General features: G+C 61.3%; 11 protein-coding genes. 3 read left to right on the plus strand and 8 right to left on the minus strand.

Annotated elements, in window-relative coordinates; genetic code table 11:
- Positions 1–9: 9 nt before the first annotated feature.
- Entirely contained in the window at positions 10–1,158 is a 1,149-nt protein-coding gene (locus tag RPG13_RS20505) for a hypothetical protein (protein WP_337125829.1), read from the plus strand.
- On the opposite strand, the gene RPG13_RS20510 is transcribed toward RPG13_RS20505, so the two are convergent.
- The 8 genes from RPG13_RS20510 to RPG13_RS20545 all read right to left on the minus strand — a co-directional run bounded on the left by RPG13_RS20510 (position 1,139) and on the right by RPG13_RS20545 (position 10,373).
- Positions 1,139–1,699, minus strand: a complete 561-nt coding sequence (locus tag RPG13_RS20510) for a hypothetical protein (protein WP_337125830.1) — start codon at positions 1,697–1,699, stop codon at positions 1,139–1,141. The genes RPG13_RS20505 and RPG13_RS20510 overlap by 20 nt on opposite strands.
- Positions 1,675–2,268: a hypothetical protein gene (locus RPG13_RS20515; protein ID WP_292672398.1), complete on the minus strand. Its 594-nt coding sequence runs from the start codon at positions 2,266–2,268 to the stop codon at positions 1,675–1,677. Before RPG13_RS20515 ends, RPG13_RS20510 begins: the two co-directional genes overlap by 25 nt.
- Positions 2,265–2,801, minus strand: a complete 537-nt coding sequence (locus tag RPG13_RS20520; RefSeq protein WP_337125831.1) for a hypothetical protein — start codon at positions 2,799–2,801, stop codon at positions 2,265–2,267. Before RPG13_RS20520 ends, RPG13_RS20515 begins: the two co-directional genes overlap by 4 nt.
- A gap of 905 nt (positions 2,802–3,706) precedes the next feature.
- The gene (locus RPG13_RS20525; protein ID WP_095486789.1) at positions 3,707–4,063 is read right to left on the minus strand and encodes a VOC family protein; all 357 of its coding nucleotides are present in this window, start codon (positions 4,061–4,063) and stop codon (positions 3,707–3,709) included.
- A gap of 29 nt (positions 4,064–4,092) precedes the next feature.
- A complete protein-coding gene (locus RPG13_RS20530; protein WP_337125832.1) occupies positions 4,093–4,491 on the minus strand; it encodes an SRPBCC family protein in 399 nt (132 codons plus the stop codon).
- Positions 4,492–4,560: 69 nt separating this feature from the next.
- Complete coding sequence (locus RPG13_RS20535; RefSeq protein ID WP_337125833.1) at positions 4,561–5,394, minus strand: helix-turn-helix domain-containing protein; 834 nt, start codon at positions 5,392–5,394, stop codon at positions 4,561–4,563.
- Positions 5,395–5,661: 267 nt separating this feature from the next.
- Entirely contained in the window at positions 5,662–7,185 is a 1,524-nt protein-coding gene (locus RPG13_RS20540) for a glycosyltransferase (protein WP_337125835.1), read from the minus strand.
- Entirely contained in the window at positions 7,182–10,373 is a 3,192-nt protein-coding gene (locus tag RPG13_RS20545) for a tetratricopeptide repeat protein (protein ID WP_337125837.1), read from the minus strand. The genes RPG13_RS20540 and RPG13_RS20545 overlap by 4 nt, the downstream gene beginning before the upstream one ends.
- Before the next feature lie 380 nt (positions 10,374–10,753).
- On the opposite strand from RPG13_RS20545, the gene RPG13_RS20550 reads away from it, so the two are divergent.
- Positions 10,754–11,524 (plus strand): SDR family oxidoreductase, encoded by a 771-nt coding sequence (locus RPG13_RS20550; protein ID WP_292221807.1) that lies wholly within the window; start codon positions 10,754–10,756, stop codon positions 11,522–11,524.
- Positions 11,525–11,632: 108 nt separating this feature from the next.
- A complete protein-coding gene (locus RPG13_RS20555) occupies positions 11,633–12,040 on the plus strand; it encodes a DUF930 domain-containing protein (protein WP_292221809.1) in 408 nt (135 codons plus the stop codon).
- Positions 12,041–12,089 lie beyond the last annotated feature (49 nt).

A 12,089-nucleotide genomic window follows, 5' to 3' on the forward strand; every position in this document is an offset into this window, starting at 1 on the left:
TGCCTCGGTATGATCGCTCGTGATCTGTTGCTACAGGGCGCCGTGACGATCGGTCTCCAATTCCCGCTGGGCGGAATGGTCATGCTGTCGCTGGTGATTCTCGCCAAGCTGATGGTACTGGTGATGATGTTCGTGGTGCTCCGGCCGCATATGCCGGCGGTGGCGGCGCTGAGACAAAAAGCGAAAAAGGAAGCGGACCTAACAAAACGCGAGCCGATCCTGGCGATTACCGCAGCCGCGATCCTGCCGTTCTTTGCCTATTATGCTGCCTGGGGTTTCCTTGGCGATACGGTTCGCGAATATTCGCGCATGGCGCTGGCCCAAGCCGAACTCGGCAAGAGCGTCGACATCTTCGCCATTCTTCAGTCAAGCGGCGTGGTACTGTCGATCGTCATTTGCTGGCTGGTGCGTTTTGCCGCCAAGCGACTGAATGCGCGCGCCTCTCACCCCTACTGGCGGCTGCTGATCGTGGCGACGGACGCAACTTGGGTCTTCATCGGTCTCTACGCGCTCGGCGAATGGAAAGACCAGTTCATCCGTTGGCTCGGCGCAGGCGCGGCGCTGCAACAGCTCAGCCTCGATTTGCTTGCGCCAGTAACTTCGGCGGCTGCGGCCGACCAATTCGTTCCCGCGGAATTCCGACCGCTTCCCTTCGGAGAGCAGCTTCAGAATCTTTTCTTTTTCGCGTTGCTGCCGATTGTCTGGCTGGTGATGGCCGCGATCATCAACGGCTATGAACTTTCCGCGCCCGCTCCCGGTCCTGCGCCATTGCGCACGACCTCCTGGCAGAGGTGGCTGAAGGATTTCGCGACCCATTTCGTTGGCGGCTACCGCAGCCGCTACTCGCCGGTCTGGACTTGCCTCAAGTTGACGCTCAGTGCCGGCCTTGCCACGCTTGTCACCTTCGTCATCGCCTATCAGGCGATCTCCTGGGTCGGCGCCTGGATGTGGTATGGCCTGACAAGGCTGATCGGAGCGCATGATCTCGCAACCTGGCAGATCTTCGCCGATACCATCAGCCTGTTCATCGGCAGCCCAAGCGATCTCGACGGGGGAATCCTGCTCGACGCGGTCCGGGTCGCGCTGCTTGCAGCCGTGCTCGAGACCGCGGTCGCCACGGCTGGCGAAGCGAGTGGCGTCAGGTCCGCGGTTCGCTGACGCTGAGATAATTTGGCAGCGCCGAATAGAGGGCGATCGACAGCGTGAGGCTGCTCGCTGCAGGTGGAATCGAAAAGCTGGCAGCCATCCGGGCCGGCTTGCCGGGCTCCGTCGCCGCAAACGCGCTGCCACCACACAGGGACCGTTGCTGGGCGTCCGGATATTGCTTCCTGACCACCGGATCGGCAAACAAGGTTGGCTGCCATTCGCGACCACTTTCATCGGAAAGCCGCACCTGGCATGGGACGGCGCCGAGCGCTTTCGGGTCAGCAGCGAGAGCCTCGAATTCCGCAAGGACGACGGCGCTTCCCTCGCTGCCTGCCAGCCTGGTGAGGCGCGTCACGGTCCAGCTTGCGCCGGCATAGTCGATCGGTTGCTCCAAGGTTCCAGATACCGGCTGACGCAAATGTTGGGAGCGCCAGTCCTTGATGCTTCCCCACGTCTGCGCGGCCAGCGCGGCAGGCAGCGCAACCACCAGCGCCATCATGCTCAGCCAGTAGCCTCGCCGCGTTGACATCACCTTTGCGGGAGAACTGTCCATGGCGGTCCTTCCTGGTTGCGGCGGACGGTGATCGCAGGCTCGATGTCTTTGTCGGAAACGTTCGTGGCGATACGGATCTCATCGTCGAGCGGCAACAATTTTGTGCGTGCGACCACCACGGTCCCGCCGGCGACGGCATCCTCCGGCACTTCGAACATCAGAAGGACACGGCGTGGCAGGCCGGGATGGTAGGCATCGCCTGGCATCATTTCGATCGTCGCCGGCACCCGGTCGGTCAGGACATAACGGACGCCGCTGCTGCTCAGCCACTCGCCCGATGTGAGGCCCAAGGTCGCGAATTTCGCCTCGGCCTCGCCTTCCACCACAACCCATACGCCGGAACTCGTGTAGGTCTTTGACTTCCCGAAGGTCTCGACATTTAGAACACGCGCCACCCTGGCGCTGTCCAGCGAAAGCGCGAACGCGCTAGCCTCCACACGCTTGTTCATGCCGCCCGAAGAGACGATCGGCGAGGTAATGTCGCTGTAAAGCGGACGCGTGTGCTGCATGCCGTAGAGCACGGCGGCAGCGAACAGCAGCGCAAGCGCCGAACGTACCATGCGCATCATGGCGCCTTCTCCACCGGCAGATCGACCGTCGCAACGGGATCGCGGTCGTACCACCCGCTTGCGCCGTAAAGATTGTCGCGCAGCTTGTAGATCTGGCCGGTGACGGTGATCGTCACCTTGTCCGGCACGGGCACACCGGCCGGCCATTCCCAAGCCATCGTCGTGCGTTCCGGCATGTTGGGGTTGAAATATCCCGCCAGATACTTGTCGCGATCGAGAAAAGCCGTTGGCATCGGCAGCTTTAGCGCCGGCGCGCCGAGTGTGACGACGCGGTAGAGCACGTTGTTGGGAGTGGCGGAACGGTTCACTACATCCAGATCCACCATCAGAAGCTGCACCGGCTGTGATGGGGGAACGCCTGTCGGGGGCACTGTTCCGACACGTGCCGTTAGTAAGGTCACAAACCAGCGACCGGTATCGATCTGCTGGCCTGCTTGCACAACAGGCACCTTTGGCGGATGGGCAGCTTCGTAGAGCGTCATCGAAAACGAGATTGCCGATGCGGCCAGCCCGCCCAGGCCGGCGATCAACAAGGCATACAGTCTTTGCCGTATTGTCGTTCGTGTCGGTTCCGTCATGCGCGGTGCGGTATGCGATGGTCCTCAGGCCAGCCTTATACGATGCGAACGCCACGCAATCGGACAATAATTGTTACATCGCTTAAACAGCAGCGCTTGCCCCTTTGACGAGGGGTCAGCGCAGCGGTAGCCAGCCGCGCAATCGGATCCTTGGTGGCCCGTCCAACCCTTTCGAAGAGGCGCTCGGTCTCCTAAGTTTCTCGGCATGCCTCGTCCCGTTTTGGCACCATCGGATTGGCATCTAAATTGCAATCGGATTGACATCTAAATTGCAAATTGAGACTCGCCCGAGTTGGGGCCGAAATCGGTCTGGTACTTTCGAAGCGAGGCTCGCAGATTGCGGGGCAGCGAACTTCTTCGGTCACTATGTGAGCGCCTTCATATCAGTTTCACATGCGGCGGCTTTGAATGGTGTCGCCAGAGCGCTGGCGAGGGAGATGGAAATGGGTTTAGCCGAAAACTTGTCTGATGTTTCGCTCACATTCGCTTGTCCGGATTGCTCGCATCCGACTGTAAGGAAGGGCTCTGCGCTAAGAACAATCGCGCACATCAGATGCGACGGGTGCAACGCCAAGGTCCGGATCACTTATCCGCAGAAGCTAGCGATCTTCGAAAAGCACAAGCTACTAGCCACCCAAGGCGCATTGCGATTGGCTATTTTCTAGGCATAGGCGCCGACTAACAGGACCTGAACAGCGCATTGCTTTCTCGCTGAGCGCTACTTTAGCTTGTCCTTAATTTTTTCCAACGGCATGAGTCGCAGTAGGAGAAATGGTCGTGCCTTCGTCGGAGGTGCCGGACATGCAGAAGGAAAATTGATGGGGGCGCCGGACCTGGGCCCGGCGTCCCTCTCCACCTCTTCACTTCTCCGACCACACCGCCAGCTCGTAGCCGTCCGGATCGGAGAAGTGGAAGCGGCGGCCGCCCGGGAAGGAATAGGCGGGCTTGACGATCTTCCCGCCGGCCTCCTCGACGCGGCGCTGGGTCTCGTCGAGCTTGTCGGCATAGAGGATCACCAGCGGCCCGCCCGCCGCTTTGCTCTGGCCACCGAGGGCGAAGCCGCCGGTCAGGCGGCCGTCGTTGAACTCGCAATAGCTCGGCCCGTAGTCCTTGAAGGACCAGCCGAAGGCCTTGCCATAGAAGTCGCGGGAACGCGGGATGTCGCCGACGGAAAACTCGACATAGTCGATGCGCTTGTCGTTGCTGGATTTGGCCATGATCTTCTCCTTTCGCGGTCTTTGGAAGCTCAGCGTTCGAGCATTGCCTCGAGGGTGTTGAGGTCGCGCTGTACGGCGTCGGCGTCGGCAGCGAAGATCTCCTCCGTCATGTCCGGCGTCCTCAAGAGCACGAACATGACCTCCGCGCCGGTCCCATTGGGAACCACACGCACCGCATTGCGGGTTTCCTTGTCCTCGGCAAAGACGATGTGATCGAGGACACCGAATTCATTGGGTCGGGAGAAGCGGATGCGGATGGGCCGGCCGTCGGGGTCCTCCGCCGCCCATTCCTCGCCCGATCTCTCGAAGCGTCTGCCGAGGCCTGCCGCCCAGCGCTGGAAATTCTCCGGGATGGAGGCGAAGTCATAGACTTCACGCCAATCCCGGTCGATGGACACGGTGATGATGCGGGATTTGTAGATGGTCATATCTGCCTCCTTTCCAATGAAGGCAGACTAGGCGGAACTGGCGGCGGCGTATTGAACGAAACGGCCAGCTCAGGCGCCGAGCTGTCGCAGAACCGTCGCGGGCGAGAAGCCCGACAGGCGCCGCACCTCGCGCGTCAGATGCGCCTGGTCGGAATAACCCGCCTCGAACGCAAGATCGGCTAGGCGCGGCTCAGCCGACTGCCGCACCAGGCCCAGAAACCGCTGGAAGCGGAGAATGCGGTCGAGCGTCTTCGGGCCATAGCCGAAAGCCTCCTGGCAGCGGCGGCGAAGTGTTCGCGGGCTGACGTCGAGCCGGTCGAGGATCACCGCCATGCCCGGACCGGCGGATTCCGTTTTCAGCGCGTTGAAGACAAATCCCATGTCCGGAGGCGGCGGCTCGACGTCGGGCGCAATCCTGGAGAGTGCCGCTTGCATCGCCCGCACCCGCTCCGCCGTGGAGGGTGCATCGCCAATTCTCTGGGCGATTTCGCGCGCCAGCGCTCCCAAGAAGTGGCTGAGCGCCACCCGGCCGCCAACGATCTCCGACATCGGCGGGCCGAGCCATCGGCTTGCCGCACCCGGTCGGAAGCGGGCGCCGATCACAGTAGAGCCGGGTGTCAGCGTAGAGAGGGCAACGGCCACGTCGGGGCCTGCTACGACCAGATCGCCGTCGATCCAGGTGATGTCGACGCAGCCGTCGGGAACCACGGCCGATAAGCTCCCCGCGTCCGGTCGCAATGTATTGGACCAGACACACTGGAAATGCCCTTCGAGTGCGGCCGGAGGATTAAACTCGCGGTATTCCCCGATTGCCCCGGAAAGCACGGGCGCCCCGGAAAGGATGGGCGCCCCGGAAAGGATGGGCGCCCCGGAAAGGACGGGTGTGTTGTCGTCGGGCGTCACGCGCCTCTCCTGTGAGGAACACTTTCGCAGGCATCGTACTTCTTCGGTCCCGAAATCTATTGCGATGGTGGCGTGCTTCAACCCCTGTTGTCGTTCTCAATCAAGCTCTGCCTCGCATGGTTGCGACGTCAGGCGGAACTGGGCAATTGTCGAGTATTCCACCAAGAGATCGTGGAATAGCCGTCATGACCACGGAAGCGGTCGTAAGCTGAGGCCCGCGACGCCCGCGCTCGGCTCGCGCCATCTTGAGTCTCGCACCAGGGATGTTTACCCCTTTACGAGAACAGCCTTTCCATCAGTCGTCGCATCTTTGAGGGGACCGAGAGTGGAAAAGTACCAATCAGGCCTCACCCTGGACAGTGCCGCCAGGGGATTCTTTCCGGAAGTCCGGTATAAGCTCGGGTCCCGAAGCACACGCTGGAAATCAAAGTCGGCTGCGAGCAGAGCTCTCAGCAACAACTGCTGACGATCCAGCCGCAACAGGTCCGACCCGCTGCGATTGATCATGCTCCGGGCCCCCATCCACTGGTGAAGTCGCTCGCCTGAAAGAAGCTCTTCTGGGGGGCGGAACGAGATGGCCTTGCGTCCCTCCTCGATCGGGCGCGTAGGATGCAAGGGATACCAGAAGTCGAGAGGTTCGCTCACTGGCACAGTGACGCTGACCGCCTCGAGCGCAGCCTCGGTCGCGGCGCGCCTGACACACAGCAGGCTCTCAGCTCGAAACCCCAGTTCTCGAACCGCTTTCAGGAGAAGATCGCCGCCACCGGTCGCAAATGCCGCATTGATGCGATCGTTGAGGCTGGGTACCCAAAGATCACGGGGAATCCAGGTGAGATGCCTGTAGGTCGGATCGACAACCACCATGATATCCGTGTTCGCTTGCCAGTCATCCCGGTCGAGGATTGCCACTACCGTCACGCGCGCGGCCCCTGCTCCGTCCGCCCGCGCCAATTCGCGCTTACCTCTGTCGACGCCGCGCTCGTAGGCGAAGGTGCACGCCAGGACGAGCGGCCATGATGCGACAACGAACAGGCGATCCAGCCCTCGAACCGATCTGAAAGAAAGCGGCGCGATGAGCATGAACCGGCTGAAGCCTCGCCTCAGCAGCGAGCTCTCGTCGAGCGCAGGCCAGTGGATTGCGGCGCGCTTGCCACGGGCAAGCTGATCCTGGATCATCTGCCGGAAGCTGGTTGGGTTCAGGTGCGATGCCTGAACCGAAGGGGCCCAGACCGGACGATCGGCACGCTTCATCCGGCGGTGGAACTCCGTATCCTCGCCGACCCGAAGGTCCTCCCGGAACCCGCCATATTTTTCGAAGAGCGTTCGGGCATAGCTTGCGCCGTAGCGGAGCGCCTTCCTCTTGGGCACACCGGGCATCCGGCGAACCAAAACCGAGAGATGGCTTGCCCATGCATAGAGGTTTCGCGGATGGCTGTTGACCACGGCCGAGGCTACGGAGTTGCGGCCTTTCTTGTGAAGCAGGAGCCGGTTGGCCGCCCAGCCCGGACTGGCGACGAGATCGGAGGCGAGAAATGCGACCCAGGGTGCGCGAGTGGATCTGATGCCAACGTTTCGCGCGGCCCCTGGCCACAGCAGTTGCGGGGTGGAAATGACGCCGATACCGGAGGCTTCACTCGAAAGAACGGAGCGGGGATCGCCACCGCCTGAGTTGACGACGACAATCTCGATCGGAATTGGTTGCGCCAGCAGCGAGTCCACTGCCGTCTTCAATTCCACCGGTGCACCAACGGAAAGGACCACCACGGCAAGTTCGGGAGATGCCTCGCTCAAGCGGGATTTCCAAGCAACAACTTTGCCGAGGTATCAAGCGGCAGCAACCGCGCGAATCGGGAATGCCCCGACGCTAGATCCCGGACCTGTTCAGCCACACCGGCAGGACTCCTGTAGGTCACGATATCCGCGACGCTGCGCGTGTCGTATCCGCACCAGAAATCCGCCGCACTTCCGATGTCGATGGCAATACCCCCCGCTTGCCTGATCCACATGCAGTAGATTTTACCCAGCATGCCGGCTGAAATGAGAAAAACACGACCGCGCAGCTGTCCCGACAATCGATCCCTCAGCCTTGTGAAGGCGTGTGGATAGTGCGCATCGCCGGCTATGCTGGCGAAGCCTGCGGCGTATTTGTGTTCTGGCGGAACCAGGTGGACCGTCTCGATAGTTATCCCATGTCGCTGCGCCAGAACGCCGCCGAGCTTGGCATGACATGTGATCAGGGACACGACTCCAAGCCTGGGGAGGAGCAGGTCCCAAATTCCCCAGAAGGATAGGGATTGGTGGATATGGCAGGAGGTCAGCACGGCTTGCTTGCTGGTGTTTCCGGCAGCAAAATCGATCGATGCAAGGAGGCCGCGGGCATTTCTGCCGCCGTCTCCCAACGCCTCCAGAGAGTTGCTCAAAATACCGCGACTAGTGCGATCGAGATCAGGAAGCCCAACGACATCGGCGGAACGTATCGCTTCTTTCAGCTGCCACTCCAGCGCGTCATCCACTTGGGCAGCGCGCCCCCACCAGGTCTGCTGGGTCGCTTCCCTGTCCGTCTCGCGAAACACCTCCAGTTCGGTTCTGTAGGGAAGCATGCACCCTTCCCCATCGCCCAACCTGATCAGCGAAAGAGGCTTCAGTTCATCGAATGCCTCAGCAATGCACGTTGCAACTTCAAGCGCTTCATTCAGGACGAAGGAGGGATCTGGGAAGAAGTCCGTATGCCCAGAACGAAGCCGGACAAAAATCCCGCAGATGTCGCGAACTGCATCTCGTCGACTTTCAGCCCCCACCGATCCCGGGCTTTGCGCGAGATGATCCCGAACCAGTTGCTCAATGTGAGGCCCCTGATCGAAGGCGCTTTCAGATGAGGAAACCAGACAATTAAGGGAGCGCAGTCTCGTACGCTGAAAAATTGCAGACAGCCTCAGCAATTCCCCCGCTACGGTATGGGGAGCTTCCGCGTCTACGCGATCCAAAACGACGTTCGCGAGACCAGCCCCGCCGACCTCCCAGGCTGCACTCACCATAGCCGACAGGATTTCAGGCGAGAACTCGTCGATACTCCCGTGCTCCCAAATCTGACGCAAGCATTCACCGGCCTCAAAGTACCGATGCGCTTGTATAAGGCAGTTGATCCGAAGCTTCTTGCGGGCTGCCTCCTTACCCGCGCGGCTGCGGTCAAGCACGTCCAGTGCCTCATCTGCCCGGCCGAGCCTTCCCAGAACGCCTAAATAGGAATGCAGCAGCTGCCAATTCCCGAGGAGCAGCGCTTCGTTCGTGCCTAAAAGCTGGCTCATGGTGGCCCAGTCGTGCGTGGCTTCCAGAAGTGGCATCGAGGCAAGCAGATAAGCAAGTGGCGAGCTCCCCGCTTCCAACTCCTTGACGATCTCCTTAGCCTCGGCAATTCGCTGCAGCCGCACAAGCAACAGAACTTTGCGCCGCATAGCGTCAGGGTCGCTCAATGTCTTCCATATGACATCCTGCATTTGCAGTGCGAGTGGCCAGTCGCCGCGTTCGGAAGCGATCCGCTCCAGGCCCCGATATCCGGCGATTTCCGCCGGAAAACGTTCGCACAGCTGGCCAAAAGCCGCTTCGGCTTCCGCCAGCCTTCCAAGTTTGAGCAGGGCTGCGGCATGTCCGGCGAGTGCCTTGCGGCCAGGCGCGAGCCTGCTTGCCGCCGCCCAGGCCTCCGCCGCGATACCCCAGTGGTCCAGTTTCTCTGCCGAACGGGCTGCTCCTTCATGTCCGCCTGAAAAATCTGGATTGCGGCTGCGAAGCTCCTCGAACACCAACTCGGCCTCGCCGTAGCGGCCGAGCATGAATAGGGCCGTGGCCCGCCTATGCAGATATCTCTTTCGCTTGCCTGGGAGAATACGGGCGGCGACTGTCCAAAGCGCAAGCGACCTCGCCCAACGTTGCTTCTCCGACGCCGACAGGACAGTCTCTGGTCGATGATGGCCCTGGTGGTCGGCCTGTACCGCCCAAATGACCCGGGAACGCCCTGCACCATGCTCGCCGGAATCACCGCCGGTTCGCGCCATCTCTCGTTCGACCGCTGGAAAAATATGTCTCCATGCGGTTCCGTCGGACATCTCACGCGGCGTCCACTGACTGTAACAGAGGTCGCGCATGAACTGCTCGCGCTCCGGTTTCTTCGGATGCTCGATATCATCGAGACTGTTGGAACAAAGGCGGTATGCGAGGCTCGCCGGAGATAGACATATCGGCGGGACGCCCGCGATCAACGCATCGATTGCGGCACCGGATGACAAGGTTACGCACACCCACGCATTTGCCACCTCGTCAGCGAACGGCCGCCTGCCGCGCGAGATGGTGACCTCGGGCACGGTCGAGCAAGCATGGACAATGGCTTCCTGATCGCGCCATCGCGTGCTGGGGTGCAGCCGGATCAGGATTGAGCGATCGCTGATCTTCCTGATCGCCGCCGCGGTCTCGTGTAGCCACCTCACCATGTCGATGCCCCGTAGCGAGGCATCCTTGGGCACCTGTCCAACCAGGAGTATGTAATCTCCCTCGGTTCGGTAGGGCGTCAGCTTGATCCCGAATTCGGCCTGCACCCTTTCCCATCGATCCGGCGGGCTGTTTTCTGCACAAAAATCGGCGTCGTCGCCCAACGCTCCGCCTACAGCCACGCGGTAGTACGGGTGAACTTGTCGCGGGCGCAGCGGCCGACGGCGCAACGCCGCGAGCCAACCGGGCAGGCGCTGATTGAAACTCCGGCCGATCAGCGAGCTTTCGATGACGACGATGGGTCCGTTGTGTTCCCGATAGATGGCGTTCCTGAGACGCCCCTGCTGGGAGCGTCGGGGCGGATTGGCAAGCCCATACATCACCGCGACGTCGCAAGGTTTATACTTCCAGCCAGGCGTAATCGTTACCTGCATGCCTTCCACACGGAACATGGAAATGTCCATGAAGCTGACACTGTCGGTAAAAATGCGGGCATGCATTTGTATCTTCACCGCATTTCATCCCAGCGTGCGGACGAACGCCTGCGGCGTCTTCGCGGCCAAAGATGAAGACCGACTCTGCGTATTCATATGATTGCCCCTCTCGGCGAACTCTAAGCGGTGGAGCCGGTCACGACAACCGCCAACAGAGTCGGGAAAGTGGGCGACGAAAGGTCAAGTCCGGCGGCTGTCGTGTCTAAGGGATTTTTTCGAGCGCTCTGCGCGGCCGCGTTCAAGACACTTGCGCAGCCATCCGCCGAATGGAAAAATTCACTGGAGAGTGCCGTAGCGTAGACATAGTGCTCGATCGTCGGGCTTGGCCCGCCATTTACCACCTGGGATCGGCTTACCGTTCCTATGCCTGCGGAGGATCGCTTGGCATGAGCATTTTCGACAGATTTTCCTTGGCTGGCCGTGTGGCGCTCGTCACCGGAGGCGGGCGCGGGCTCGGCTTCGAGATCGCGCGCGCCTTTGCCGAAGCGGGAGCCCATGTGGTTGTGACCGGACGTACGGCCACGGTGCTCGACGGCGCCGTCGCCGCCATCGCAACGGGCGGCGGCAGTGCTCAGGCGGCGGCCTTCGACATAGCGGACGTGGCGGCCGGCCGCACCGTGATCGCGGATATCCGCAGGACCCGCGGCCGGCTCGATATCCTCGTCAACAATGTCGGCGCCCGCGACAGGAGGCCGCTCGCCGCGTTCGGCGACGACGATATCCTTGATCTGATCCGCACGGATCTGCTTTCGGCGATCTCGTTGGCGCGGGATGCGGCGGAAATCATGAAAGCGCAGGGGCATGGCCGGCTGATCGCCGTTACCTCGATCGTCGGCAAGTTGGCACGTCCCGGCGATGCCGTCTATCCCGCCGCCAAGCAGGGGCTGACCGGCCTGATGCGCAGCATGGCCGTCGAATACGGCGCGCATGGGGTAACCAGCAACGCCATTGCCCCGGGGATGTTCGCGACCGAGACCAATGCCGCGTTGGCGGAAGATCCCGACATGCTTTCCTTCGCCAGCCAGCGGGTTCCGCTGCAACGCTGGGGACGGCCGGAGGAAATCGCTGGCGCCGCCCTGTTCCTGGCCAGCGATGCGGCATCCTTCGTCAATGGCCATGTGCTGACCGTTGACGGCGGAATGTCCGTGCAGATGTGACGATTGCACGGGACCGAAAATTCGCCCGGTGTCAAACCCCGTTCACGGCGTCTTCATCATTCATAACCCTGGCTCGGAACGGCACGCGGTTGATTTCTCCGCCCAAATATGATGCTCCTCCCGCCCATGAAGAAGCTCTGTCTTACGGTTCTGGCGTTGGTGGCGCTGGCGTTGCCGGCTAACGCGATGGATAGCGCATTGCGCACCGGCTTGTTGAAGCTCGACCCGCAAACCCGGCTCGAACAGCGATGCGATGCTGAAGTGCTCGACCGGATCACCCGTGATGACCACAAATACAAAGCCGATCGCGTGGTCGCCTACGCTTTTGCGACGCCCGAAATGGAGACCGACGCAATCACAAGTCCTGGGGCTGCCTTTCGCAGCAAGGGACAATGGTACCGGCTGAAATTCAAATGCCGGACGGCGCCGGACCACATGCAGGTTCTGGATTTTCGCTATCGGATCGGCGAGGAGATTCCGGAAACCGATTGGTCTGAATACAACCTCTACAATTAGAGCGTTGCGCGTCCAACTGGACGCGCAATGGACACTCCAACACTGGATC

The organism is Mesorhizobium sp. ISC15, from assembly GCF_037162615.1.
Taxonomy (GTDB): Bacteria; Pseudomonadota; Alphaproteobacteria; order Rhizobiales; family Rhizobiaceae; genus Mesorhizobium; species Mesorhizobium mediterraneum.

Excerpts from the sequence above, each read along its gene's own strand:
- RPG13_RS20530 (WP_337125832.1), bottom strand. The coding sequence starts at position 4,491 with ATGACCATCTACAAATCCCGCATCATCACCGTGTCCATCGACCGGGAT.
- RPG13_RS20505 (WP_337125829.1), top strand. The coding sequence starts at position 10 with ATGATCGCTCGTGATCTGTTGCTACAGGGCGCCGTGACGATCGGTCTC.
- RPG13_RS20525 (WP_095486789.1), bottom strand. The coding sequence starts at position 4,063 with ATGGCCAAATCCAGCAACGACAAGCGCATCGACTATGTCGAGTTTTCC.
- RPG13_RS20510 (WP_337125830.1), bottom strand. The coding sequence starts at position 1,699 with ATGGACAGTTCTCCCGCAAAGGTGATGTCAACGCGGCGAGGCTACTGG.
- RPG13_RS20545 (WP_337125837.1), bottom strand. The coding sequence starts at position 10,373 with ATGCATGCCCGCATTTTTACCGACAGTGTCAGCTTCATGGACATTTCC.
- RPG13_RS20550 (WP_292221807.1), top strand. The coding sequence starts at position 10,754 with ATGAGCATTTTCGACAGATTTTCCTTGGCTGGCCGTGTGGCGCTCGTC.
- RPG13_RS20555 (WP_292221809.1), top strand. The coding sequence starts at position 11,633 with ATGATGCTCCTCCCGCCCATGAAGAAGCTCTGTCTTACGGTTCTGGCG.
- RPG13_RS20515 (WP_292672398.1), bottom strand. The coding sequence starts at position 2,268 with ATGATGCGCATGGTACGTTCGGCGCTTGCGCTGCTGTTCGCTGCCGCC.